The organism is Streptomyces sp. NPDC026522 (genome assembly GCF_055567555.1).
The window spans coordinates 303,752-327,572 of the sequence record NZ_JBVHQF010000003.1 but is presented as its reverse complement, the minus strand read 5'-3'; the positions used below and the strand labels follow the sequence as shown (position 1 = coordinate 327,572).

At 72.8% G+C, this 23,821-nt stretch carries 22 protein-coding genes; 15 read left to right on the top strand and 7 right to left on the bottom strand.

The genetic code is table 11. The features are described 5' to 3' along the window. Positions 1-148: 148 nt before the first annotated feature. Positions 149-1,822 (bottom strand): protein kinase domain-containing protein, encoded by a 1,674-nt coding sequence (locus tag ACZ4M3_RS09885; RefSeq protein ID WP_467731101.1) that lies wholly within the window; start codon positions 1,820-1,822, stop codon positions 149-151. 227 nt (positions 1,823-2,049) lie between these two features. Here ACZ4M3_RS09885 and ACZ4M3_RS09880 point away from each other — a divergent pair, with 227 nt between their 5' ends. Beyond that, the gene (locus tag ACZ4M3_RS09880) at positions 2,050-3,657 is read left to right on the top strand and encodes a protein kinase domain-containing protein (RefSeq protein ID WP_467731100.1); all 1,608 of its coding nucleotides are present in this window, start codon (positions 2,050-2,052) and stop codon (positions 3,655-3,657) included. 123 nt (positions 3,658-3,780) lie between these two features. Here ACZ4M3_RS09880 and ACZ4M3_RS09875 read toward each other — a convergent pair whose 3' ends face one another. Then, complete coding sequence (locus ACZ4M3_RS09875) at positions 3,781-4,443, bottom strand: response regulator (RefSeq protein ID WP_467731099.1); 663 nt, start codon at positions 4,441-4,443, stop codon at positions 3,781-3,783. Between the two features lie 325 nt (positions 4,444-4,768). On the opposite strand from ACZ4M3_RS09875, the gene pdhA reads away from it, so the two are divergent. From pdhA to ACZ4M3_RS09850, 5 genes are all read left to right on the top strand, one after another. Further along, the gene (gene pdhA, locus ACZ4M3_RS09870; RefSeq protein WP_453356675.1) at positions 4,769-5,968 is read left to right on the top strand and encodes a pyruvate dehydrogenase (acetyl-transferring) E1 component subunit alpha; all 1,200 of its coding nucleotides are present in this window, start codon (positions 4,769-4,771) and stop codon (positions 5,966-5,968) included. A gap of 5 nt (positions 5,969-5,973) precedes the next feature. Beyond that, positions 5,974-6,954, top strand: a complete 981-nt coding sequence (locus tag ACZ4M3_RS09865; RefSeq protein ID WP_467731098.1) for an alpha-ketoacid dehydrogenase subunit beta — start codon at positions 5,974-5,976, stop codon at positions 6,952-6,954. Positions 6,955-6,985: 31 nt separating this feature from the next. Beyond that, on the top strand, positions 6,986-8,434 hold the full coding sequence (locus tag ACZ4M3_RS09860) for a dihydrolipoamide acetyltransferase family protein (RefSeq protein WP_467731340.1): 1,449 nt from the start codon (positions 6,986-6,988) through the stop codon (positions 8,432-8,434). A 113-nt stretch (positions 8,435-8,547) separates the two neighbouring features. Further along, a complete protein-coding gene (locus ACZ4M3_RS09855) occupies positions 8,548-9,486 on the top strand; it encodes a GNAT family N-acetyltransferase (protein ID WP_467731097.1) in 939 nt (312 codons plus the stop codon). A gap of 53 nt (positions 9,487-9,539) precedes the next feature. Continuing rightward, entirely contained in the window at positions 9,540-10,295 is a 756-nt protein-coding gene (locus tag ACZ4M3_RS09850) for a hypothetical protein (RefSeq protein ID WP_467731096.1), read from the top strand. Between the two features lie 21 nt (positions 10,296-10,316). Here ACZ4M3_RS09850 and ACZ4M3_RS09845 read toward each other — a convergent pair whose 3' ends face one another. Both ACZ4M3_RS09845 and ACZ4M3_RS09840 read right to left on the bottom strand, forming a co-directional pair. Further along, positions 10,317-10,733, bottom strand: coding sequence for a PPOX class F420-dependent oxidoreductase (locus ACZ4M3_RS09845; protein WP_467731095.1), 417 nt, complete (start codon positions 10,731-10,733; stop codon positions 10,317-10,319). Positions 10,734-10,812: 79 nt separating this feature from the next. Continuing rightward, on the bottom strand, positions 10,813-12,036 hold the full coding sequence (locus ACZ4M3_RS09840) for a DUF1266 domain-containing protein (RefSeq protein WP_467731094.1): 1,224 nt from the start codon (positions 12,034-12,036) through the stop codon (positions 10,813-10,815). A 120-nt stretch (positions 12,037-12,156) separates the two neighbouring features. On the opposite strand from ACZ4M3_RS09840, the gene ACZ4M3_RS09835 reads away from it, so the two are divergent. The 5 genes from ACZ4M3_RS09835 (at position 12,157) to ACZ4M3_RS09815 (ending at position 17,775) form a co-directional block, all read left to right on the top strand. Beyond that, positions 12,157-12,420, top strand: a complete 264-nt coding sequence (locus ACZ4M3_RS09835; RefSeq protein ID WP_467731093.1) for a glutaredoxin domain-containing protein — start codon at positions 12,157-12,159, stop codon at positions 12,418-12,420. A 213-nt stretch (positions 12,421-12,633) separates the two neighbouring features. Further along, the gene (locus ACZ4M3_RS09830; protein WP_467731092.1) at positions 12,634-13,605 is read left to right on the top strand and encodes a hypothetical protein; all 972 of its coding nucleotides are present in this window, start codon (positions 12,634-12,636) and stop codon (positions 13,603-13,605) included. A 224-nt stretch (positions 13,606-13,829) separates the two neighbouring features. Then, positions 13,830-15,716 (top strand): C1 family peptidase, encoded by a 1,887-nt coding sequence (locus ACZ4M3_RS09825; protein WP_467731091.1) that lies wholly within the window; start codon positions 13,830-13,832, stop codon positions 15,714-15,716. Between the two features lie 89 nt (positions 15,717-15,805). After that, entirely contained in the window at positions 15,806-16,456 is a 651-nt protein-coding gene (locus ACZ4M3_RS09820; RefSeq protein WP_467731090.1) for a GntR family transcriptional regulator, read from the top strand. Next, complete coding sequence (locus ACZ4M3_RS09815) at positions 16,453-17,775, top strand: MFS transporter (protein WP_467731089.1); 1,323 nt, start codon at positions 16,453-16,455, stop codon at positions 17,773-17,775. Before ACZ4M3_RS09820 ends, ACZ4M3_RS09815 begins: the two co-directional genes overlap by 4 nt. 33 nt (positions 17,776-17,808) lie before the next feature. Here the strand turns inward: ACZ4M3_RS09815 and ACZ4M3_RS09810 are convergent, their stop codons facing one another. Continuing rightward, the gene (locus tag ACZ4M3_RS09810) at positions 17,809-18,633 is read right to left on the bottom strand and encodes a maleylpyruvate isomerase family mycothiol-dependent enzyme (protein ID WP_467731088.1); all 825 of its coding nucleotides are present in this window, start codon (positions 18,631-18,633) and stop codon (positions 17,809-17,811) included. Between the two features lie 137 nt (positions 18,634-18,770). On the opposite strand from ACZ4M3_RS09810, the gene ACZ4M3_RS09805 reads away from it, so the two are divergent. Both ACZ4M3_RS09805 and ACZ4M3_RS09800 read left to right on the top strand, forming a co-directional pair. Beyond that, positions 18,771-19,550 carry a carbon-nitrogen family hydrolase gene (locus ACZ4M3_RS09805; RefSeq protein WP_467731087.1) on the top strand — a complete coding sequence of 260 codons (780 nt, stop codon included), beginning with the start codon at positions 18,771-18,773 and terminating at the stop codon, positions 19,548-19,550. A gap of 84 nt (positions 19,551-19,634) precedes the next feature. Further along, positions 19,635-19,937, top strand: coding sequence for a hypothetical protein (locus tag ACZ4M3_RS09800; RefSeq protein ID WP_467731086.1), 303 nt, complete (start codon positions 19,635-19,637; stop codon positions 19,935-19,937). A 32-nt stretch (positions 19,938-19,969) separates the two neighbouring features. On the opposite strand, the gene ACZ4M3_RS09795 is transcribed toward ACZ4M3_RS09800, so the two are convergent. Continuing rightward, positions 19,970-20,464, bottom strand: coding sequence for an LURP-one-related/scramblase family protein (locus tag ACZ4M3_RS09795; RefSeq protein WP_467731085.1), 495 nt, complete (start codon positions 20,462-20,464; stop codon positions 19,970-19,972). Between the two features lie 32 nt (positions 20,465-20,496). On the opposite strand from ACZ4M3_RS09795, the gene ACZ4M3_RS09790 reads away from it, so the two are divergent. Further along, positions 20,497-21,300 carry a hypothetical protein gene (locus tag ACZ4M3_RS09790; RefSeq protein ID WP_467731084.1) on the top strand — a complete coding sequence of 268 codons (804 nt, stop codon included), beginning with the start codon at positions 20,497-20,499 and terminating at the stop codon, positions 21,298-21,300. Here the strand turns inward: ACZ4M3_RS09790 and ACZ4M3_RS09785 are convergent. Continuing rightward, entirely contained in the window at positions 21,297-21,851 is a 555-nt protein-coding gene (locus tag ACZ4M3_RS09785; protein ID WP_467731083.1) for a Uma2 family endonuclease, read from the bottom strand. The two genes, ACZ4M3_RS09790 and ACZ4M3_RS09785, sit on opposite strands and share 4 nt — an antisense overlap. Positions 21,852-21,953: 102 nt before the next feature. Between ACZ4M3_RS09785 and ACZ4M3_RS09780 the strand changes: the two genes are divergently transcribed. Continuing rightward, complete coding sequence (locus ACZ4M3_RS09780) at positions 21,954-23,792, top strand: NHL domain-containing thioredoxin family protein (protein WP_467731082.1); 1,839 nt, start codon at positions 21,954-21,956, stop codon at positions 23,790-23,792. Positions 23,793-23,821: the final 29 nt, after the last annotated feature.

Sequence of the window (23,821 nt, the reverse complement as noted above, 5' to 3'; positions counted from 1 at the left end):
AGCGCGCCGGACGGCGGTCGCTCGGGCCTGTACAGGGCTCACCCTCGCACGGTGGGACAAAAGCGGCATCCCGGGCCGCCCGTCAGGGTGGCCCGGGATGCCGGAGCGCCGTAGCGGTGGCCAGCGTCAGCGCGGCCGCCGCACCCGCCTACTGGGGGTCGCCGGTGGAGACGGTCAGCGTGTACTCCTGGTCCTTCGTCACCCCGGTCCCGGCGGGCGGGAATTGCGCCAGCACGGTGTCCTGCCCGAAGACCGCCTCGTCCTTGTTTTCGATCTTGTACTTGCCGCCCGCGGCCTGGATGCAGCTCTTGACCGAGAGCAGGTTCTTGTACGTGAAGTCGGGGGCCGACACCTTGGAGGCGTCGTTCCAGTCCTTTGACGGGTTCTTGCACTTCTCCGCGTCGATCGTGCGCGAGGTGTCCGGGCCCTTGTGGCCCGGCTTCGCGGAGCCCGACGCCGATGCCGATGCCGACGCCGAGGCGGCCCCGCCGCCCTTCGCGTCGTTCTTGTCGTCGCCGCCGTTGAGCACCGCGATCAGGCCGCCGATGGTCAGCAGCGCCACCACGATGGCGCCGACGATCACCGGGGTGTTCGACTTCGGCGCCGCCACCTGCGAGCCGCCGCCACCCGGGTTCGGCGAGATGGTGAAGGGCGGCGGGGTCTGCGGGGCGTACTGGTGCTGGGCGTGCTGCGGAACCGGCTGCTGCCCGTGCTGCTGGGGCGGGTACGCGTACCCGCCCTGCGCCGGGGTGTGCGGCGCGTACGGGGACGGCGTCTGCGGAGCCTGGTACGGCTGCTGCACCGACTGCGGCGGCGCCTGGAAGGCGGCGGAGTCCACCGGCGGGAACACGGCCGAACTCACCCCGGCCCCGCTGCCGCCCGCCGCCGCGCCCGGCACGATGACCGGCGCACCCGGGTGACCCGCCGACAGGATCCGCGCGATCTCGTCCCCCATGGCCGCGGCCGTCGGGAAACGCTCGTTCGGGTTCTTCTTCAGGGCCCGCGCCACCAGCGCGTCCATCGCCGGGGTCAGGGCACGGTTGACGGAGGACGGGGCGACCGGCTCCTCCTGCACGTGCGCGTACGCGATGGCCAGCGGCGAGTCCGCATCGAACGGCAGTCGGCCGGTCAGCAGCTGGAACAGCATGATGCCGACCGAGTACAGGTCGGAGCGGGCGTCCACCTGCCGCCCCAGCGCCTGCTCGGGCGACAGGTACTGCGGGGTGCCCACGACCATGCCGGTCTGCGTCATCGAGGTGACCCCGGACTGCATGGCCCGCGCGATGCCGAAGTCCATGACCTTGACCACGCCGCGCTTGGTCATCATCACGTTGCCGGGCTTGATGTCGCGGTGGACCAGACCCATCTCGTGGCTGGTCTCCAGTGCGGCCAGTACGTCGGCCGTCACCTTCAGCGCCCGGTCGGCGGGCATCGCGCCGTACTGCGCGACGTCGGCCTGGAGCGCGGAGCCGAGCGGCTGCCCCTCCACGTACTCCATCACGATGTACGGCATCGGGGCGCCGTCGTCCGCGACGGAGCCGCCGAACGTCACCGTGCCCTCGCCCGTATCGAATACCGAGACGATGTTGGTGTGCGACAGTTTGGCAACAGCCTGCGCCTCGCGGCGGAACCGCTCGCGGAAGGACGCCTCCCGGCCCAGTTCGCTGTGCAGGGTCTTGATGGCGACCTGTCGGTCGAGCGCCGAGTCGTACGCGAGATAGACGGACGCCATGCCGCCCTCGCCCAGCAAGTCCCTTAGCTGGTAACGGCCAGCGGCCAGGGAACCGCCTGCGTACCGGCCCCGTGTGCCGTCCTGGCTCATGACTGTTGCTTCCCCTCGGGCTGTGTCCGAACGCGTCTGGCAGAGCGCATGTCGCGCCCAGTCTGCCGGAGGGCAAGCACCAGTCAAGCCAGGTGCCCGTTCCGTGACCGGGGGGCCACAGGGTGCCATTGCCCGAACGGTGACCGGTTCCGAGGCTGTAGCGTTCATCGGAGCACCCGAAGAGCACCCGCAGAAGTTACGGACGAGAGAGACGACGGCGAGGACTGATGGCACCCGAACCCGACGGAACCGGCGCCGGGATGGCCGAGGATCCTGAGCATTGGGGCGCAGGCGGCCTGGTGGGCGACGGCCGCTACCGCCTCACCCACCGCCTGGGACGAGGCGGCATGGCGGAGGTGTTCGCCGCCGAGGACGTCCGGCTGGGCCGCACCGTCGCCGTGAAGCTGCTGCGCGCGGACCTCGCCGAGGACCCGGTCTCCAAGGCCCGCTTCACCCGCGAGGCACAGTCGGTCGCCGGGCTCAACCACCACGCCGTCGTCGCGGTATACGACTCGGGCGAGGACCGGGTCGGCCCGAACGTCGTCCCGTACATCGTCATGGAGCTGGTCGAGGGCCGCACCATCCGCGAGCTCCTGATCAGCGCCGAGGCGCCGGGTCCGGAGCAGGCGCTGATCATCGTCTCGGGCGTGCTGGAAGCGCTCGCGTACTCCCACCAGCACGGCATCGTGCACCGCGACATCAAGCCCGCGAACGTCATCATCACCAACACCGGTGCGGTGAAGGTGATGGACTTCGGCATCGCCCGCGCCCTGCACGGCGCCCAGTCGACGATGACCCAGACCGGCATGGTCATGGGCACGCCGCAGTACCTGTCGCCCGAACAGGCCCTCGGCAAGGCCGTGGACCACCGCTCCGACCTGTACGCGACCGGCTGCCTGCTGTACGAACTCCTCGCGCTGCGGCCCCCCTTCACCGGTGAGACGCCGCTTTCGGTCGTCTACCAGCACGTCCAGGACATGCCGGTGCCGCCCTCGCAGCTGCCCGACGGCCACCACATCCCGCAGGAGCTCGACGGCCTGGTCATGCGCTCCCTGGCGAAGGACCCGGACGACCGGTTCCAGAGCGCCGAGGAGATGCGCGGGCTGGTCCAGTACGCGCTCCAGATGCTCCAGGAGCAGGGGCCCAACTCCGGTACCTGGAACACCGGTCCGGTCACCATGGCGCTGCCGCACGGACAGCCCGGCGCGGGCGCCCCGACGGCGCAGATGCACGGGCCCGGCGGACCGCGCCCGCCGTACGGCCAGAACGCCACGACCTCGCAGTTCCAGCGGCCGATGGTGCCTGCGCTGAACCCGGACGACGGCTCGGCCTTCCCGGGCGGCGGCGGCAACGGCGGCAACGGCAACGGGGGTTACAACAACGGCGGCTACGACGGTTATGACGACCGCCGGGGCGGCGGCCGTTGGAAGATGTGGGTGTTCGCCGTGCTCGCGGTCCTGGCGATCGCCGGCGGCATCGCGTACGCGGTCAAGACGGTGGGCGGCGCCGGCGGGGGCAACAAGCCGAGCACCACCACCAGCAGTTCCCCGAACGCCTCGCAGAGCTCCTCCTCCTCGGAGACCACCCCCTCCGCGCAGCCGTCGGATTCCTCGGATTCGAACGAGGAGCAGACCTACAAGCCGTCCCCGGGCCGCACCAAGTACACGCCGAGCACCACCCCGACGCCGTCGACGGAGCCGACGGTCTCGGAGAAGCCGACGCTCTCGGAGAAGCCGACGGTCTCGGAGAAGCCCTCGACGCCGGAGAAGTCGCCGACGAAGTCGACCGGCGGTGGCGGCCCCACCGGCGCGGCGGACAACGCAGGAGCCGAATAGGACCGCTTACGCGAACGGGCCCGGCGGAATCCCTTCCGCCGGGCCCGTCCGTCTCCAGCCGCCCCGCCTAGTGCGCCGCTCGTGCGCCGCTCGCGCGCCGGCGGTGCGTCGACGGCTCCGCGCTCAGACGCGCTTCTCCGCCTGGAGACGCGCCACGTACGCGGCCGCCTGTGAGCGCCGCTCCATGCCCAGCTTCGACAGCAGGCTGGAGACGTAGTTCTTGATGGTCTTCTCGGCCAGGTGCAGCCGCTCGCCGATGACCCGGTTCGTCAGGCCCTCGCCGATCAGGTCGAGGATCTTGCGCTCCTGCTCGGTGAGGTGCGACAGCCGGTCGTCGCCCTTGCCCTTCTTGCCGTCGCGCAGCCGCTCCAGTACCCGGGCGGTGGCCACCGGGTCCAGCAGCGACTTGCCCGCAGCGACGTCCCGCACCGCGCTGAGCAGCTCGTTTCCGCGGATGGCCTTCAGTACGTACCCGGAGGCGCCGGCCATGATCGCGTCGAACAGAGCCTCGTCGTCCGCGAACGAGGTCAGCATCAGGCACTTGATGCCCTCGTCCTGCGAACGCACCTCCCGGCACACCTCGACCCCGCTGCCGTCCGGAAGCCGTACGTCCAGGACCGCGACATCGGGGCGGGTCGCGGGGATCCGCACCAGCGCGTCGGCCGCCGAACCGGCCTCGCCCACGATTTCGATGTCGTCTTCCACGGACAACAGCTCATGCACTCCCCGGCGTACCACTTCGTGGTCGTCCAGGAGGAATACCTTGATTTTTCCGTTTTCGGGCACGGAGTCAGTTTCACACACTCACCCCTTCCCTGGCGCTGTTACCCGGGATAACGTGCCGTTGTTCCGGCCCCCTGCAAGGCTGTGACCAGTGGTTGTTCCCGCAACCGCCGATTTACTTGGATATCCAAGCAAAATCGCAGGTCAAACGGGGTTTCGCAGTTATGCGAGGCACTGGGTAACGTGCATTGCGCAGGGCACTCGCCGGGGCACCTGTCACGCCTGAATCCCGTACCTTCCTCGCACCCACCCCGTGCGCGGGTACGCATACAGGTGAGCCGCACTGGACCCCGGAGAACCCGGGTGCCGGACCGACGGAGGAGCACACGTGACCGTGGAGAGCACTGCCGCGCGCAAGCCGCGACGCAGCAGCGGCACCAAGCGGACGGCCGGCGCCGATAGCGCCCGCAAGACCGCCGCTGCCACCGCACAGCCGCACGACGCCGAGCCTCAGCTCGTACAACTGCTGACGCCCGAGGGAGAACGGGTCGAGAGCGCCGACAGCGCGCGGTTCGCCCCTTACGTCGCCGACATCACCACCGAGGACCTGCGCGGGCTCTACCGCGACATGGTCCTGACCCGCCGGTTCGACGGCGAGGCGACCGCCCTGCAGCGTCAGGGCGAGCTGGGCCTGTGGGCCTCGCTCCTCGGTCAGGAAGCGGCCCAGATCGGCTCCGGCCGGGCGCTGCGCGACGACGACTACGTCTTCCCCACCTACCGTGAGCACGGTGTGGCCTGGTGCCGCGGGGTCGACCCGACCAATCTGCTCGGCATGTTCCGCGGCGTGAACCACGGCGGCTGGGACCCGAACACGAACAATTTCCACCTCTACACGATCGTCATCGGCTCCCAGACGCTGCACGCGACCGGGTACGCGATGGGCGTGGCGAAGGACGGTGCGGACTCCGCGGTCATCGCCTATTTCGGTGATGGTGCGTCCAGCCAGGGTGACGTGGCCGAGGCATTCACCTTCTCGGCGGTGTACAACTCCCCCGTCGTGTTCTTCTGCCAGAACAACCAGTGGGCGATCTCCGAGCCCACCGAGCGCCAAATGCGCGTGCCGCTTTACCAGCGGGCCCAGGGCTTCGGTTTCCCGGGCGTCCGCGTCGACGGCAACGACGTGCTGGCCTGCCTGGCGGTCACCCGCTGGGCGCTGGAGCGGGCGCGCAACGGCGAGGGTCCGACGCTGGTCGAGGCGTTCACGTACCGCATGGGCGCGCACACCACCTCCGACGACCCGACGAAGTACCGGCGCGACGAGGAGACGGCGGCCTGGGAGGCCAAGGACCCGATCCTGCGCCTGAAGGCCCACCTGCTGGCGACGGGCGGCGCCGACGAGGCGTTCTTCGCGCAGCTGGAGGAGGAGAGCGAGACGCTGGGCAAGCGGGTGCGCGAGGTCGTGCGCGCCATGCCCGACCCGGACACCATGGCGATCTTCGAGAACGTCTACGCGGACGGGCACGCGCTCGTCGACGAGGAGCGCGCCCAGTTCGCCGCGTACCTCGCGTCCTTCGAAGGCGGGGAGTGACCACCATGGCCGTACAGAAGCTGACCATCGCGAAGGCGCTCAACGACTCGCTGCGCAAGGCCCTGGAGACCGACCCCAAGGTCCTGATCATGGGCGAGGACGTCGGCAAGCTCGGCGGCGTCTTCCGCATCACCGACGGCCTGCAGAAGGACTTCGGCGAGGAACGGGTCATCGACACCCCGCTGGCCGAATCCGGCATCGTCGGCACGGCGATCGGCCTGGCCCTGCGCGGGTACCGGCCGGTCGTGGAGATCCAGTTCGACGGGTTCGTCTTCCCCGCCTACGACCAGATCGTCACGCAGCTCGCGAAGATGCACGCGCGCTCGCTCGGCAAGATCAAGATGCCGGTCGTCATCCGCATCCCGTACGCGGGCGGCATCGGCGCGGTCGAGCACCACAGCGAGTCCCCGGAGACGCTGTTCGCGCACGTCCCGGGCCTGAAGGTGGTCTCGCCGTCGAACGCGAGCGACGCCTACTGGATGCTCCAGCAGGCGATCCTCAGCGACGACCCGGTGATCTTCTTCGAGCCGAAGCGGCGCTACTGGGACAAGGGCGAGGTCGATGTCGACGCGATCCCGGACGCCCTGCACGCCGCCCGCGTGGCGCGTTCCGGTACCGACCTCACCCTGGCCGCGTACGGCCCGATGGTGAAGGTGTGCCTGGAGGCGGCGGCCGCGGCGGCCGAGGAGGGCAAGTCGGTGGAGGTCGTCGACCTGCGGTCGATGTCCCCGATCGACTTCGACGGGCTGCAGGCCTCGGTGGAGCGCACCCGTCGGCTGGTGATCGTCCACGAGGCGCCGGTGTTCCTGGGCATGGGTTCGGAGATCGCCGCCCGCATCACGGAGCGGTGCTTCTACCACCTGGAGGCGCCGGTGCTGCGGGTGGGCGGGTTCCACGCGCCGTACCCGCCGGCCCGCCTGGAGGACGAGTATCTGCCGGGCCTGGACAGGGTGCTCGACGCCGTCGACCGCTCGCTGGCGTACTGAGGAGAGCCCTGTGACGATCCGCGAATTCAAGATGCCCGACGTGGGCGAGGGCCTCACCGAGGCCGAGATCCTCAAGTGGTACGTCCAGCCGGGTGACACGGTCACCGACGGGCAGGTCGTCTGCGAGGTGGAGACGGCGAAGGCGGCCGTGGAGCTGCCGATCCCGTTCGACGGCACCGTGCACGCGCTCCTCTTCGAGGAGGGCACCACGGTCGACGTCGGCCAGGTGATCATCTCGGTACGGACCGAGGGTGCGGCCGCCGAGGCCCCGGCGCAGGAGGCGGCCGCCCCGGCCGAGGCCCCGGCCGCCGCCGCGGAGCCGGCCGCCGAGGCGCGCCAGCCCGTCCTGGTCGGCTACGGCGTGTCCACGGCCTCCACCAAGCGCCGGCCGCGCAAGGCCGTGGCGGAGGCGGGAGCCGTCCCGGCCGTCCCGGCCGCGCCCGTTCCCGCCGCTGCCGCGGTTCCCACGCAGAACGGGACCGCGACCGCCGCGCTGAACGGCAACGGCACCGGCAGCAACGGCAACGGCACCGCGCTCGGCACCACCGAGCGGCCCCTGGCCAAGCCGCCGGTCCGCAAGCTCGCCAAGGACCTCGGCATCGACCTGGCCGCGGTGGTCCCCACCGGCGAGGGCGGCGTCGTGACCCGCGAGGACGTGCACGCCGCCGCGGCGGCCGCCGTCGCCCCGCAGGCCGCTCCGGCCGCCACCCCGGTCCAGGCCCCGGCCGCCGTGGAGGCGCCCGCCACGGCACCCGTAACCGCCCCGGCCGAGGCGACGGCGCGCGAGACCCGTATTCCGGTCAAGGGCGTCCGCAAGGTCACCGCCCAGGCGATGGTCAACTCCGCCTTCACCGCCCCGCACGTCACCGAGTTCATCACCCTCGACGTGACGCGCACGATGAAGCTGGTCCAGCAGCTCAAGGAGGACCCGGACCTCGCCGGTCTGCGGATCAACCCGCTGCTCCTCATCGCCAAGGCCGTCCTGGTGGCCATCCGCCGCAACCCGGACGTCAACGCGTCCTGGGACGAGGCGGCCCAGGAGATCGTGCTCAAGCACTACGTCAACCTCGGCATCGCGGCGGCCACCCCGCGCGGCCTGATCGTCCCGAACATCAAGGACGCCCACGCCAAGACGCTGCCGGAGCTTTCCGAGGCCCTGTCCTCGCTGGTCGCCACGGCCCGCGACGGCAAGACCTCCCCCGCCGACATGCAGAACGGCACCATCACCATCACCAACGTCGGCGTCTTCGGCGTCGACACCGGTACGCCCATCCTGAACCCCGGCGAGTCCGCGATCCTCGCGGTCGGCGCGATCAAGCTCCAGCCGTGGGTCCACAAGGGCAAGGTCAAGCCGCGCCAGGTCACCACCCTGGCGCTGTCCTTCGACCACCGGCTGATCGACGGCGAACTCGGGTCCCGCTTCCTGGCCGACATCGCGGCGGTCCTGGAACACCCCCGCCGCCTCATCACCTGGTCGTAACAGGACGAACGCGGCGCCGGCGGCCGGGTCTCCCCCACGGGAGCCCGGCCGCCGGCCGCTGCGGGCCGCAAAACCCGATGGCCCGGCGGCGCGGGCCGGGTGATCATCGGCGGATGCCCTTCCGCGCCACGACCGCAGCCCCGGCCGACATCGACCGCGCCCTCGGCTACCCCGCCGACGGCCCCGTCGCAGCCCTGCCCGCCGACCGCATCCGCGAGGAACTGGCCGTCGGCCGGTGCCGCCCCGAGTGGATCTGGTTCGCCGAGGACGAGGACGGCGGGATCCTCGCCCGCGCCGTCTGGTGGGGCCGCGCGGACAGCGAGCGGCCCGTCGCGCTCGACTGCCTCCAGGTCCGGGCCGGCGTCGCCGATCCGGCCGCCCTCGCCGCCGGGCTGCTCACCGCCGGACACGCGGCGTTCGGAAACCTCCCCGGCTACCACGCCTGCCTGCCCCGCGACTGGCGCTCCCGGCCCGAGTTCGCCGAGGCCGTCGCCTGGCGCCGGGAGGCGGCGCACCGGGCCGGGCTGACCAGCGGGATCGAGCGGCTGCGCTACGAGTGGACGCCGACCGCCGGGACCGCGGAGCCCACCGGACGGCTGGTGTTCCGCGAGGGGACCGACGAGGAGTTCCTCGAAGCGTTCGCCCGCGTCTCGGCGGGCAGCCTGGACCTGCACACCCGGGCGGAGCTGCGCACCATGGACGCCGCGCAACTGGCGCACGCGGACATCGCGTTCTACCGGGACTGCCCCGGCGAACGCTCCTGGTGGCGCCTCGCGGAGCTGCCGGACGGCACCCTCGCCGGCCTGGCCGTTCCCTCCGCGACCCCCTACCACCGCAACGTCGGCTACCTCGGGGTCGTCCCCGAACAGCGCGGCAAGGGCCTGATCGACGAGATCCTGGCGGAGATCACCCGCTTCCACGCGGGCCAGGGCGCCGCGCGCATCACCGCGACGACCGACACCGGCAACGCCCCGATGGCCGCCGCGTTCGACCGCGCCGGTTACCAGGTGACGGAGATCCGGCTGGTCCTGGAAGGGCCGTCGCGGGCCTGACCGGCGGGCGGTAGCCTCCGGCCCGTAGGAAGGCCCGGAAGAAGGGGGGACGGGTGCCGATCGCCGAGTTGCAGGTGTACTCCGTCGAGCAGGCCGACGTCACGGGCGGGGTGTGCGTCGTCCGCGTCATCGGCGGGATCGCGCGGGCCGGCCAGGTGTACACCGCCGGGGGCCTCAGGCTCGGCCTCGCCCGCATCGAGGCGTGCGGCGGGCCCCGGCAGTTCGCCGGCCCCCCGCACGCGGCGCGGGTCCACCTCACCGGGCCCATGGTCGCGCTCCTGTCCCGGGGGCAGGTGCTGACCTGCGTACCGCCCGCCGGGCACCCGCTGGCCGACCTGGAGGCCTGGCTGGCCACCGATCCGCCGCTGCGCGAGGAGCCGCACCCGGCGCCCCTGCGCGCTCTGGCCGTGGCGCGGATGCACGACGAAACGCTGCCCGACGCGGAACGGCTGCGCTGGGGCCGGGTGGCGCTCGTCGCCGTGGCCCGGGGAGAGTACCCGGACGACGCGGCCCGCGGGGTCGAGCGGGCGGCCGTACGGGGCTACCTCATCGAGCGGTTCGGGCCAGGCCGCGGCGGCGACCCCGCCGAGCTGTGCCGGGAGGTGCTGGCGCTGATCGACCTGACCCCGGCCCGGGCGGCGGCCGAGGCCGAGGTCTGGCGGGACCTCCCCCGGGACCGCATCCTCGGCCTGCGCCGGATCAAGAACCTGCTGCCCTGGATGACCCTGGTCCGGGCCCACCTGGCGGCCGACGACCCCCTCCGGGCGGCCGTCGACGCCTGGACGGCCCTCGCGCCGCGGCTGCCCTGAGCCCCGCCGGCCCGCGTTTCCCTAACCGGCCTTGGCGGCGTTGCCGAGCACGTTCGTCGGGGTGATGCGCACGACCACCCGTACGTTCTCGGCGGGAGCCTGCGCGTACTCCTGGCCGGCGCCCGGCCCCATGTACTCCTCGGCGATCCGCACGGCCACCGCCCGCCCGGTGTCCTCGGTGACCGAGGCGGTGCCGCGGATCTCCGCGTAGAGGAAGGGGTTGGTCAGGTCGAAGACGGTCAGGCCGACCCGCGCGTCCCGGGCGATGTTCCGCTCCTTGCGGCGCCCCTGCTCGGTGGAGACCAGCAGTTCGTCGCCGTCCCGGGTCACCCAGACCACCGAACTCTGCGGCCCGCCGTCGGGGTTGATCGTCGTCAGCACGGCCGGGTGCGGTGCGTCCAGCAACTTGCGTACGGTGTCGTTCAGCTCAACAGTCATGCGGCAGAGGCTAGTCGGGGCCGTGCGGCGGCGCGCCGGGTTTGCGCCGCCTGCGCCGCGACTACCCGAGGTCCGCGGCTCAGCTCCAGGCGAGGTTGCGCCACGGGCTTCCCGCGTCGCCCGTCAGCTCCCAGTGCGCCGTCGCCATCTCCTCGTACCAGGGCCCGAATTCCTCCTCGTCGAACTGCATGCAGCGGCCCAGCACGAACCCGGACGACAGCTCCTCCCAGGACCGGTACGCGAGCCGGCACGCCTTTCCGGCCCGCACCACGGCGTCCTCGGCCTCGGCCAGCGTCCCGAAGCGGGCGCCGACGCCCCAGCGGGCCATCTGGGAGGCCCGGCCGTAGTCCCACGCCTCCACCGACCGCACGTACTTGCCCTCGCCGAGCAACCCGTCCGCCCGGAACCGCTGCTCGTAGCGGGTGATCCGGCCGATGACCCGCTGTACGCCCGCGATCTCGCCCTCCACCTCGGCGGTCGGGCGCGGCTGCGCGACCGTGACCCCGTCGGGGGTCAGCCGGGGCTCGGCGGCCCGCTCGGCGTTGGCGCGCAAGGTCGCCTCGGTGGCGTGCCGCCAGTGCTCGATGTCCACCGGCCCGGCGAACTCCTGCGCCAGCGCCTGGCGTACGCGCAGGGCGAACTCCCAGACCGGGCTGACCATGTCGGCCCGCAGCAGCCGCTCGGTCGTGACGAGCCACTCCTCGCGGGTGGTGACGCCCCAGCTCTCGCGCAGCTTCTCGCGCTCCTTGGTGTAGCCCTGGCCGTGGTAGGCGAGGGCGTTCCAGAACATGCCGTTGCGTACGGACAGGTGTGCCCCGCAGGCCAGTCCGAAGGCGACCGGGCCGTGCAGCGGCCCGCCGACGTGGAGGGCGTGCACCTTGCCCTGCTCCAGGCCCACGTACCGCGGGCGGCGGCCGTCGTGCAGGGCCCAGGTGGCGCGGTGCGCGGGGGACGCGGGAAGGAGGGTCTCGAAGGGCGTTCCCGGGTTGACCGCCAGGTACGCGGGCCCGTCGGCCGGGAAACTCGCGCAGAACCAGCCGAGGTCGACGCTCTCGAAGACCAGATCGGCCGTGGGCGCGGGGAGCATGCCCTCCGTGAAGACGACGTACGCATCGGCGCGCGCCCGGGGCAGGTGGACCCGCTCACGTCGTACCCGGGTGGGATGGGCGTCCTGGAAAGACCGTTCCTGCGGGACGAAGAGGTCGGCGAGCGCGAGGGCGTCGAAGAACGCCGGCCAGTTCCCGGCGGCCTTGGCCTCTTCCAGCTCTCGTTCCACGGCGCTCGGTGCGGTCCAGGTCCCCATGGGGGAACCCTATCCGGGCGTATCGGACGGCAGTTCACCCCGTGCCGCCCAGTCGAACGCCCGGTCTACCGTGGGCCGTGCCGCGGGGTACGCGGCAGACACCGAAAGGCGGCTCACTTCGTGAAACGGTCCTCCTCCGGGCATCCGGCGACTTCCGCGATCACCGTCTACTGGCGGCCCGGCTGCGTCTTCTGCATGAAGCTGTGGCTCAAGCTCCGGCTGACCCGCACGCCGTACCGGCCGGTCAACATATGGCGCGATCCCGAGGCGGCGGCATTCGTCCGGAGCGTCGCGGACGGCAACGAGACCGTCCCCACCGTCGTGGTCGGGGACCGGCCGGCCATGGTGAACCCGACCCTCCGGCAGATCCGTAACGCGGTGTGACGGGGGCGCGTCCGTCTGGGTCGTGCCCGAGGGTGATGGGGTTTGGGCAGGTCAGGCCCCGGTTTTCGGCCGTTGCGCGGCGTGTCGGCGGTGTTGGAGGGGTGGCTCCGGTTGCGGGCGGTGACCGGCTGTCGGTGAGTGGTATGGGGCAGCTCCACCGCCCCGCGACATCCAGAGCCACCATCACTGACATCTCTGAACAGGAGAGAGCCGTTGCACCGCATCACCCGCTACTCCGTTCCCGCCGCCCTCTGCGTGACCCTGCTGACCGCCTCCCCGGGCATCGCGGCAGCCGTCTCCGCTCCCGAGGGAAAGCCCGTCGCCGCCGCCGGGCAGGCCGTTCCCGGCAGTGACGCACTGCTCGCGCAGGTACAGTCGCTCGGCGCCGCCGCCGACGTGCTCGAACCCGTCACCGACCTGGTGTCGGCGGTGCTGAAGTCGCCGAACGGGAAGGTGTCGGAGGCCGACCTGGCCGCCGTCAAGCAGCAGCTGGAGCCCGCCTTCGCGGAGCTGCGGCAGACGCTGCCCGCTTCGGCGGCGCCGCTGCCGGCGCCCGTACCGGCGAACCCGGCGGTCGCGAACCAGGCGGCGGCGAAGCCGGCCGACCCGCCCGCCGACCCGGTGGCGAAGCCGCCGGTCGCCCAGCCGGCGAAGCCGCCGGTTGCGGAGCCGGTCAAGCCGCCGGTCGCCCAGCCCGCGCAGCCCCCGGTTGCCCAGCCGGCGAAGCCGCCGGTCGCCGAGCCGGTCAAGCCGCCGGTCGCGGAGCCGGTCAAGCCGCCGGTCGCCCAGCCGCCGGTCGCCCAGCCCGCGAAGCCGCCGGTCGCCGAGCCGGTCAAGCCCCCGGTTGCCGAGCCGGTCAAGCCGCCGGCCGCCCAGCCCGCCATGCCGCCGGCCGCCGAGCCGGTGAAGCCGGCCCAGCCGGCCGCGCCCGCTGCGCCCGCCGCGCAGCTGCCCGCGAAGCCCGCCGCGGTTCCGGCCGTCGCGCCCAAGTCCGCTCCGGTGGACAAGGCCGCCGCCGCCGTCGACAAGCTCAAGGCCTCCGTCGACGGCCTCCTCAAGGTCGCCGCGACCGGCAGCACCTCGGCCGATGCCAAGGCCAAGGCCGACATGGTCGTGACCGACCTCGGCGCCGTCCTGGTCGCCCTGGTCAACGGTGCGGGTCAGCAGAAGGCGCCCGCCGCCTAAGGGCTGAGCACTTCCCCAGTACCCTGCGTCCCCGGCGACCTCTGCGCGCCGGGGACGCAGCGGCTCCCGCTCCCGCCCAGCCCGCCCCGTTCCCGCACGCCGGACCGTACGACCCCCGTGCCACCGCGCGACCGCGGCACCCCTCTTGACGCCCCCTCGCGCCGGGGAGAAGCTCCCGGGTCTCGCCCGTATCGGAACGGGCGACCGCACACTGGGGGGCCGGTATGCCGCAGGAGTCCGTGCGGACGGCGGGGGAGCTACGGGCACGGCTCGCGGAGCTGGGGGCACGCTGGTCCGTCAGCGAGCACCTCGCCGACGGGGAGCCGCTCCCGCGCCCCTCCCTCGGCCTCGACCCGGCGGCGCACCCGACGACCGCGGCCGAGGCGGGAACCGTCGATCTGCGGGCGCCGGCCGGCTACCCGAGCGGCAATCCGCACCTCACCCGGCGCAGGGCGGCGCACGGCCTGCTGCCCGGCACCCGGGAGTCGGCCACGGCGCTGCCCGCCGCCGTGGACTGGCGCGAGCGGTGGGGATGGCGCTGGCTCGGCCGGGTGAAGGACCAGAACCCGTGCGAGTCCGGCTGGGCCTTCGCGGCGGCCGGCCTGGTGGAGTCGATGGCCCGGATCGAGCACCACGTATGGGCGGCGCGGTCCGAGGGTGACGTACGCGACGGGCTGCGGCTGACCTGCGGACAGGGCTCGGACCCGGAGAGCGCGCTCGACTGGATCCGGGACAACGGCGGCCTCGCCGACCCCGGTTGCCGGCCCTACACCACCCCGCCGCCCGGCCTGCCCGCCGAGCGCCGCGCCGCCTGGGGCTCGGAGTACACGCCGAGCTGGGACCGGTCGGGCCGGACCGTACGGATCACCGACTACGTGCGGCTCGGCGACGTCGGACAGCAGAAGGTCTGGCTGGACACGGTCGGCCCGCTGACCGCCTGCCTCGACGTGTACGACGACTTCTTCGGGCTCGGATCCGGCGTGTACCACCGTACGAGCGACCGACTGGCGGGCGGCCACTGCGTGCTCATCGTCGGCTACGACGACGCGGCCGGCTGCTGGCTCTTCCGGAACTCCTGGGGCACCGGCCACCACGTCGGCGGCTACGGGCGGATCGCGTACGGCGAGGCCCGCATCGACCACTGGGCCAAGTGCGGACTGACCGGCACCAACATCGACCCCTGGAGCAAGCGCCGGCTGCACGCGGGCAACGTGTACGAGAGCGGGAACGGCCGCGCCCACCGCAACTTCGAGCTGGCGGCGGCCACGGGAGACGGCAGCCTGCGGCACTGGTGGCGCGAAGGCGAGGCGCCCTACGCGTGGACCCCGGCCAAGACCTTCGCGCACGACGCCTCGGGCCAGCCGGCCTTCACCGGCACCACCTACAACCGGAACATGGAGTCCTTGCACGTCACCACCGGCGGCCGACTGCGCCACTGGTACTACGAGCAGTCCGGCGGCGCCTGGCGCGACGGCGGCGCCTTCGGTCCGGGCGACGCGGCGATCGGCTCGACCCCGGCCTTCATCCAGAGCGACTACGGCCAGCCCGGCAACTTCGAGGTGGTGGTCCGCACCGCCGACGGACGGCTGAACCACTGGTGGCGCATCAACGGCGCGCCCTGGACCTGGAACGACGGCGGCCGTTTCGCCTCCGGCATCGCCCATTTCGGGCCCGCCCTGGTGCAGACCCGCTCCCGCCACCTCGACCTCGTCGCGACGCGCACGGACGGCCGGATGCAGCTGTGGTGGCGCGACGACCGCGACCGCTTCGCCTGGCACCCGGGCGAGGTCTTCGGCAGCGCGATCACCTCCGCGCCGTGCCTGATCGAGGCCCAGTACGGGGCCGCCGACGAGGAGACCGCCGGGAACTACGAGCTGTGCGTGGTCGGGGCGGGCGGCCGGGTCGAGCACTGGTGGCGCGGCCACGCGGGCGACGGTGCCTGGACCCGGGGCGCGGTCTTCGGGCGGGACGCGCTCGCCGTCACGGGGATGCTCCAGGGCAGTTTCGGGTTCGGCCTGGAGGTGATCGTCCTGCGGACCGACCAGCTGCTCCAGCACTACCGGCGGGACGGCGCGGGCTGGCACGCCGGACCGGTGATCGGCCCGGCGTGAGCCGGCCGCGCCGGGGGGCCCGGCGGCCCGGCGGTCCGCATCCTGGACGGGCGAAACCCTTGTACCGTCCATGTATCTATCCTGTGCGCATGACTTCCGCGCCCCCCGTCGTGACCGCTGCCGACCGCGTCTACCAGCACGTCAAACAGGGGGTACTGGGCCGCCGCTACGAGGGCGGCGCCCTCCTCACCGAGGGCGAGGTCGCCGAAGCCGTCGGGGTGTCCCGGACCCCGGTGCGCGAAGCGCTGCTGCGCCTGGAGACCGAGGGACTGCTGAAGCTGTACCCGAAGAAGGGCGCGCTGGTGCTGCCGGTCTCCGCGCAGGAGATCGCCGACGTCATCGAAACCCGGCTGCTGGTCGAGGAGTTCACCGTCCGCAAGGCGGTGCCCGCCCCGCCCGCCCTGCTGGAGCGGCTCGCCGCACTCATCGACGAGCAGCGCCGGCACGCCGCCGAGGAGGACCTGGTCGCGCTGATGGCCGCCGACCGGGCCTTCCACGCCGAGATCGTGCGCCACGCCGGCAACCAGATCCTCAGCCGGCTCTACGACCAGCTCCGCGACCGGCAGCTGCGGATGGGCGTGGCCCTCCTGCACGCCCACCCCGACCGGGTGGAGCGGACCCTGGCCGAGCACACCGAGATCCTGGACGCCCTGCGCGCCGGGGAGCCGGAGCCGGCCGCCACCGCCGTACGGGCGCACGTGGGCCGGGTCGCGGCGCTGGTGCGCGGGGCCGGCCGATGAGCCGGCCGACGCCGTCGCCGCGGCTCCCCCTGGACCCGCCCGGCGGGCGCCGGGCCCTCGCCGTCTGGGGGATCGGCGTCGCCGTGTACTTCGTCGCGGTGATCTTCCGTACCAGCCTGGGCGTGGCCGGACTGGACGCCGCCGACCGCTTCCACGTCAACGCGTCGGCGCTCGCCACCTTCTCCCTCCTCCAGCTGCTGGTCTACGCGGGCATGCAGATACCCGTCGGGCTGATGGTGGACCGGCTCGGCACCAAGCGGGTGCTGATGCTGGGGGCGCTGCTGTTCACCGTCGGCCAGCTCGGTTTCGCGCTGGCGCCCTCGTACGGGACGGCGCTGGCCGCGCGCGCCCTGCTGGGCTGCGGCGACGCGATGACCTTCATCTCCGTGCTGCGGCTCGGCACGCGCTGGTTCCCGGCGCGGCGCGGGCCGCTGATGGCCCAGCTGGCCGGGCTGGTGGGCATGGCGGGCAACCTCGTCTCCACGCTGGTGCTGGCGCCGGTGCTGCACGGGGTCGGCTGGGTACCGGCCTTCGCGGGGAGTTCGGCGGCGGGTCTGCTCGTCCTCGTGCCGCTGGTGCTGTTCCTGCGCGACCACCCGGAGGGGCACGCGCCGCCGCCCGTGGCGCGCGCCGCCGGGGGCGGGTTCGTACGCCGGCAGATCGCCGAGTCCTGGCGGGAGCCCGGCACCCGGCTCGGACTGTGGGTGCACTTCACCACGCAGTTCCCGGCGATGGTGTTCCTGCTGCTGTGGGGGATGCCGTTCCTGGTCGAGGCGCAGGGGCTGTCGCGGACCACTGCGGGCGGGCTGATGACGCTGATCGTCGTGGCGAACATGGGCTTCGGGCTGCTGTACGGACAGCTCGTCGGCCGCCGCCAGGGCGCGCGGATCCCGCTCGCGCTGGGCACGGTCGCCGCCACCGCCGCGCTGTGGGGCGCGGTGCTGGCCTACCCGGGTGGGCGGGCGCCGATGTGGCTGCTGACCGCGCTGTGCGTGGTGCTGGGGACCTGCGGGCCGGCCTCGATGATCGGCTTCGACTTCGCCCGTCCGGCCAATCCGGCGGAGCGTCAGGGGACCGCCTCGGGAATCACCAACATGGGCGGTTTCCTCGCGTCGATGACGACGCTGCTGGCCGTGGGCGTCCTGCTCGACGCCACCAGCGACGACTACCGGATCGCCTTCTCGTCGGTCTTCTTCCTGGAAGCGCTCGGCCTCACCCAGATCCTGCGCCTGCGCCCGGCCGCCCTGGCCCGCGAACGCCTCCCGCTCGCGGCGGCGCCGGACCCCGGCCCCGTCACCCCGGCCCGCGCCCGTACGTAGCGGCGGGCGCGGGCCGGGGAGCCGGGCGGCCGGCTACGGGGTCACGGCGAAGTGCGCCAGGATCGCGTCCGCCAGGGCGGCGTCGCCCTCGGCCTTCACCCGGTCCGCGACCACGTGCGGCCGGACCCGCCCCGCCGCGAGCCGCACGTACGTCTCCCAGTCCATGGCCAGCGTCACGGCCGGGCCCAGCGAGGGAGCCTTGTCCAGCGTCCCGCGGCCCTGCGCGTCCACCCGCACGGTCCGCATGAACTCCAGCTCCCCGTGCACATCGAGCACCACGGCCGAGTTCGGGGGCGCGCCCGCCTCCTTCGCGACCACCTTCGGCAGTCCGGCCAGCAGGATGTCCCGGGCCACGTACGCGCCCGGCGAGTCCAGGTTCCCGGGTACGCCCAGCGCCGCCCGCAGGTCCTGCTCGTGGATCCACACGTCGAACGCCCGCAGCCGCAGCGCGAACTCCAGCGTCACCTGGTCGCCCAGCGGACCGCGCACCATCGTGGCCGGATCCCGCTTCTCGTTGCGCAGCTGCCGCTGCCGCCGGATGACCGTGTACTCCAGCTCGGAGGTCATCTCCGGGGCGGTGTGGTGACGCCGGACGTCAACCTGCACCTCCATGTACCGGGTGAACTCGTCCACCACGTGGCGCAGGTCGCGCGGCAGCGTGTGGATCGGCCGCGGATCGCCGAGCTGCTCGCACTCGATGCCGATGATGTGTGACACCACGTCACGTACCGACCAGCCGGGGCAGGGGGTCGCCCGGTTCCACTCGCCCTCGGTCAGGGGGAGGACCAGCTCGGATATCGCCTCGATGGAATGTGTCCACGCATCGGCATAGGGCTGAAGGCTGGGATGGACGGTCAACGGGACCCCTCGCGTGCTGTTCAGTGGCGCGTTGTGGACTGTGCCCAAAACTACGCTGCCGGTGAGTGCCCCGGCAGTGCTTTCGTGTGACGATCGTAGGCCCGAGCTGACGGACACAATGCAAGGACGGTGGTAGTGTGCGCGCCTCTCTGATCCAAGTCGCGGTCAACGAGGGTGAATCGGTCGCCTCCCGGCGGGCCCGGGTGGCCGATCTCGTACGCGAGCAGTCCGCCGCCGACCTCGTCGTGCTGCCGGAGCTGTGGACGGTCGGGGCGTTCGCCTACGAGCAGTTCGAGACCGAGGCGGAACCACTGGACGGCCCGACGTTCGGGGCGATGTCCAAGGCCGCGGCCGACGCCGGGGTCTGGCTGCACGCCGGTTCGGTCGTGGAGCGGGCCGGCGACGGCTCGCTCTACAACACCGCGCTGGTCATCTCCCCGGCCGGTGAGCTCGCCGCCAGCTACCGCAAGATCCACCGCTTCGGCTTCGACCAGGGCGAGGCGGTGCTGATGGCGGCCGGGGACACGCTGACCACGGTCACCCTGCCGGAACAGACGCTCGGCATCGCCACCTGCTACGACCTGCGGTTCCCCGAGATGTTCCGCGGCCTGGTCGACGCCGGGGCGACGACGATGGTCGTGGCCGCGGGCTGGCCGGCCCGGCGGCGGGCCCACTGGACGCTGCTGAACCGGGCCCGCGCCGTGGAGGACCAGGCGTACGTGCTGGCCTGCGGGCTGGCCGGCACCCACGCGGGCGTCGAGCAGGCCGGCCACAGCCTGGTGGTGGACCCGTGGGGCGAGGTGCTGGCGGAGGCCGGCCCGGGCGAGGACGTGCTCACGGTCGAGCTGGACCCGGCGAAGGTCACGGACACCCGCGAGCAGTTCCCGGCGCTCAAGGACCGCCGCCTCGGCCGCTGAACCGACGGCCGGGGCGGCGGTTGGCCGCCCGGCCGCCGGGTACACGGGTCGCGACGGAAGCAGCGGAACAGGGGGGAGGGCGCCATGTCCGAGGAGACCGAGGCGGCGATCGAGGCGGCTCTGGAGCCGCACGAACCGTCCCCGGGCGAGGTCGCGGCCCGCGACCGGGTACGGGCCGAGGCCACCGGCATGACCCACCACCAGGCGGCGGCCGCCCTGGAGCGCGCCCTGGACGCCGCCGGCGACGCGGCCGGCGCCGACGCACCTGCCCGGGCCGCCCTGGCCGAGTGGCAGCGGATCACCGACCTGCTCGTGGACCACGGCGGCCCGTACGCACCGGAAGCCGACCCCTACGCCCAGGGCCAGTTGACGGCGCGCCGCCGCTGACCGCGCCGCCCCGGGCCGCGCCACCGACCCGGCTACCGCTCCTCCCGTTCCTTCTCGGCCATCCGGATCACGCACACGGCGACGGCGATGAGCAGCGCCGCGTCCGCGTCCTCCCGCACCACGTCCACCGCGTACGTCTCGCGGATCCGGTACCACTGGCGGGAGACCAGCGCGAGCAGCTCGCCGTCGTACTCGACCTTGAACTCGCGGTCCAGGATCCGCCCGCTCACGTCCAGTTCGGTGCCCTCGGCCAGGGTGACGAGGTAGTGGTTGCGCAGCAGGGACAGCCGCTTGCGGCGGATCACCGCGAGCCGGCGGTCGTCCCGCTCCAGGGTCATCGCGTCGCGGAAGGCGAGCCACTTCTCCCGCAGGGTGATCAGGATCCGGCCGTCGCGGTCCTTGAGCTCCAAGGTGTCGCGCAGCCGCAGGGCCTTGCCGTCGACGAGGAAGGCGGGGCGGCCGTCCTCGTCCTCGATCCAGTAGTCGTCCCCGATGGCCAGCACTTTGTCCCGTACGAGGTATTTCATGGCCTGATCCGTGCCCGCGATAGGTTGCCGCCATGCCTCTGCTCTATGTCACCGACCTGACGTACCCCGCGCGCGGCCGCCGCTACTGCGACGAGGACATATTCCTCACCGGGCGGCTGCGCGGGCACTTCCCGCTGGCCCTGTGCCACCCGCGCGACGCCGAAGCCCTGATGGGCGGCTTCGACGCGGTCGTGGTCCGCAACAGCGGCCCGGTGCTGCACCACCAGGAGGCCCACGACGCCTTCCGCGCCGCCGCCCTCGCCGCGGGCACCCGGGTCTACAACCCGCTGACGGGGCGCGGCGACATGGCGGGGAAGCAGTACCTCGTGGACCTGACGGCGGCCGGCTACCCGGTGATCCCGACGGTCGACGACCCGGCGCACCTGCACCTGCTGCCGCGGGCCGCGCAGTACGCGGTCAAGCCGAAGCAGGGAGCGGACTCCATCGGCCTCACCTTCACCGCGGACCCCGCCACCGCCGAGCCGGGGTCCTCCCTGATCCAGCCGCGGATCGACTTCGCGTACGAGGTGTCGTTCTACTTCGTGGACGACGCCTTCCAGTACGCCCTCTACGCCCCGGACCCGGAGCGCCGCTGGGAGCTGGAGCCGTACGCCCCGACCTCGGCGGACCTGGCCTTCGCCCGCGCCTTCGTGGAGTGGAACACCCTCGCGCACGGCATCCAGCGCGTGGACGCCTGCCGCGCCCCCTCCGGCGACCTCCTCCTGGTGGAGCTGGAGGACCTGAACCCGTACCTCTCCCTCCACCTCGTCCCGACGGACGTCCAGGACGCCTTCGTCACGTCCCTCACCCGCTCGCTGGACGCCTTCCTGTCCTAGAGCTCGCTGGTGTCGAGCACGATCCCGAACGGCTCCGGCAACCGCACGGCCGTCCCGAACGGATGCGGCCCGTCGACCTTCGCGTAACCGAGCCGCGCCGGCTCGGAGAACAGGGTGACGTTCTTGTCCAGCCGGTCGACCAGCAGGTAGAGCGGCGCGCCGTACTCGGCGTACCGCTTGCGCTTGACGACGCGGTCGGTCTCGGCGTTGGACTCCGAGGGCACTTCGACGATCAGCAGGGTCTGGTCGGGGAGCAGGGCGCCGCCCCCCTTCGTCAATTCCTCGGGGGCGACCGCGAGGTCCGGGACATACCAGTTCGCCGAGCCGGGCAGGTCCAGATTGCCCGACCCGGTGACACAGCCCAGTTCCTTGACCCGCGGTTTGATCTGATCGCGGATCTCCTCAGCCGCGTTCTCGTGATCCCAGTCCGGCGTCACGTTGCCGATGACCCCTTCAACGATCTCGGTGCGGTCGCCGCCGTGGTGCTGGACGGCGTACTTCAGGGCACGCTCGGGATCGATGCCCTCGCCGTAGTCGTACGCGGCCGTCATGCCGGACGCCTCCTTCGATGCCTGCGGCCAGCCTGCCACGGCGGCCCGCCGAGCGCCGTCACCCCCGGGGGTGCACCTGGACGGGGATGGCAAGCTTGAAGCATGAACGATGCCGCCCCGGTGCCCACCCCCGCGCCCGCGCCCCGACGACGTGCCCGTGTCCGTGCCCCCGAGCTGATCGGTAAGGGCGGCTGGCTGAACACCGGCGGGAAAGAGCTGACCCTCGCCGACTTCCGAGGTCGCGTATTGATCTTGGATTTTTGGACCTTCTGCTGCATCAACTGTCTGCACGTCCTCGACGAGCTGCGCGAGCTGGAGGAGAAGCACCGCGACACCGTGGTGATCGTCGGCGTGCACTCGCCGAAGTTCGCGCACGAGGCCGAGCACGCGGCCGTGGTCGACGCCGTCGAGCGGTACGAGGTGCACCACCCCGTGCTCGACGACCCCGAGCTGGCCACCTGGAAGCAGTACGCCGTGCGCGCCTGGCCCACGCTCGTGGTGATCGACCCCGAGGGGTACGTCGTCGCCCAGCACGCCGGTGAGGGGCATGCGCACGCCATCGAGCGGCTCGTGCAGGAACTGGAGGCCGAGCACGCCGCCAAGGGGACCCTGCGGCGTGGGGACGGGCCGTACGTGGCGCCCGAGCCGGTGGCGACCGACCTGCGGTTCCCCGGGAAGGCGCTGCTGCTCGACAGCGGGAACCTCCTCGTGTCCGACTCGACGCGGCACCAGCTCGTGGAGATGGCGCCGGACGGGGAGAGCGTCGTACGCCGCGTCGGCAGCGGCGAGCGCGGCTTCGGGCCGGACGCGTTCAGCGAGCCGCAGGGCCTCGCGCTGCTGCCCGACGGCAGGGTCGTCGTCGCCGACACCGTCAACCACGCGCTGCGTACCTACGACCCCGCCACCGGGGCGGTCGAGACCGTGGCCGGGACCGGCCGCCAGTGGTGGCAGGGCTCGGCCACCGCCGGGCCCGCCCTGGAGGTCGACCTGTCCTCGCCCTGGGACGTGGCGTGGTGGCAGGGCAAGGTGTGGATCGCCATGGCGGGCGCGCACCAGCTGTGGACCTGGGACCCGGAGGCGGGGACGGTCGCCGTCGCCGCCGGTACGACCAACGAGGGGCTGGTGGACGGGCCCGCGGCCGAGGCCTGGTTCGCGCAGCCGTCCGGGCTCGCCGCCACCGAGGACCGGCTGTGGGTCGCAGACTCCGAGACCAGTGCGCTGAGGTACCTGGAACGCGAGGGCGAGGAGTACGTCGTACGGACCGCCGTCGGCACCGGCCTCTTCGACTTCGGGCACCGCGACGGCGACGCCGCCCAGGCCCTGCTCCAGCACCCGCTCGGGGTGACCGCCCTGCCGGACGGCTCGGTCGCGGTCTGTGACACGTACAACCATGCGCTGCGCCGCTTCGACCCGGCGACGGGCGAGGTCTCCACCCTGGCCACCGACCTGCGCGAGCCCAGCGACGCCGTCCTCGTCGGCGGGGACATCGTCGTGGTGGAGTCGGCCCGGCACCGGCTGACCCGGCTGCGGCTGCCCGAGGAGGCGGTACGGGTCGACGCGGTCGCCCACCGTACGCAGCGCGCCGCCACCGAGGTCGCGCCCGGTACGCTCCGGCTCGACGTGGTCTTCCAGGCGCCGAGCGGGCAGAAGCTCGACACCCGCTACGGTCCCTCGACCCGCCTGCTGGTCTCCTCGACCCCGCCCGAACTGCTGGTGGCGGGCGAGGGCCCGGGCACGGACCTGTTCCGCGACCTGGCGCTGAACCCGGCGGTCACCGAGGGCGTACTGCACGTCTCGGCGATGGCCGCGTCCTGCGACGACGACCCCGCCAACGAATACCCGGCCTGCCACGTCCACCAGCAGGACTGGGGCGTGCCGGTGACCGTCACCGCCGACGGGACGGCCCGCCTGCCCCTCGTCCTCGCCGGGATGGACGCTTAGGAGACACGCGGCCCCCGCCCCGCGGGGCG

Bases quoted from the DNA above. Each gene is read 5' to 3' on its own strand.
- ACZ4M3_RS09885 (WP_467731101.1), bottom strand. From the start codon at position 1,822: ATGAGCCAGGACGGCACACGGGGCCGGTACGCAGGCGGTTCCCTGGCC.
- ACZ4M3_RS09780 (WP_467731082.1), top strand. From the start codon at position 21,954: ATGAACGATGCCGCCCCGGTGCCCACCCCCGCGCCCGCGCCCCGACGA.
- ACZ4M3_RS09855 (WP_467731097.1), top strand. From the start codon at position 8,548: ATGCCCTTCCGCGCCACGACCGCAGCCCCGGCCGACATCGACCGCGCC.
- ACZ4M3_RS09815 (WP_467731089.1), top strand. From the start codon at position 16,453: ATGAGCCGGCCGACGCCGTCGCCGCGGCTCCCCCTGGACCCGCCCGGC.
- ACZ4M3_RS09800 (WP_467731086.1), top strand. From the start codon at position 19,635: ATGTCCGAGGAGACCGAGGCGGCGATCGAGGCGGCTCTGGAGCCGCAC.
- ACZ4M3_RS09860 (WP_467731340.1), top strand. From the start codon at position 6,986: ATGCCCGACGTGGGCGAGGGCCTCACCGAGGCCGAGATCCTCAAGTGG.
- ACZ4M3_RS09865 (WP_467731098.1), top strand. From the start codon at position 5,974: ATGGCCGTACAGAAGCTGACCATCGCGAAGGCGCTCAACGACTCGCTG.
- ACZ4M3_RS09845 (WP_467731095.1), bottom strand. From the start codon at position 10,733: ATGACTGTTGAGCTGAACGACACCGTACGCAAGTTGCTGGACGCACCG.
- ACZ4M3_RS09785 (WP_467731083.1), bottom strand. From the start codon at position 21,851: ATGACGGCCGCGTACGACTACGGCGAGGGCATCGATCCCGAGCGTGCC.
- ACZ4M3_RS09880 (WP_467731100.1), top strand. From the start codon at position 2,050: ATGGCACCCGAACCCGACGGAACCGGCGCCGGGATGGCCGAGGATCCT.
- ACZ4M3_RS09795 (WP_467731085.1), bottom strand. From the start codon at position 20,464: ATGAAATACCTCGTACGGGACAAAGTGCTGGCCATCGGGGACGACTAC.
- ACZ4M3_RS09820 (WP_467731090.1), top strand. From the start codon at position 15,806: ATGACTTCCGCGCCCCCCGTCGTGACCGCTGCCGACCGCGTCTACCAG.
- ACZ4M3_RS09790 (WP_467731084.1), top strand. From the start codon at position 20,497: ATGCCTCTGCTCTATGTCACCGACCTGACGTACCCCGCGCGCGGCCGC.
- ACZ4M3_RS09825 (WP_467731091.1), top strand. From the start codon at position 13,830: ATGCCGCAGGAGTCCGTGCGGACGGCGGGGGAGCTACGGGCACGGCTC.
- ACZ4M3_RS09840 (WP_467731094.1), bottom strand. From the start codon at position 12,036: ATGGGGACCTGGACCGCACCGAGCGCCGTGGAACGAGAGCTGGAAGAG.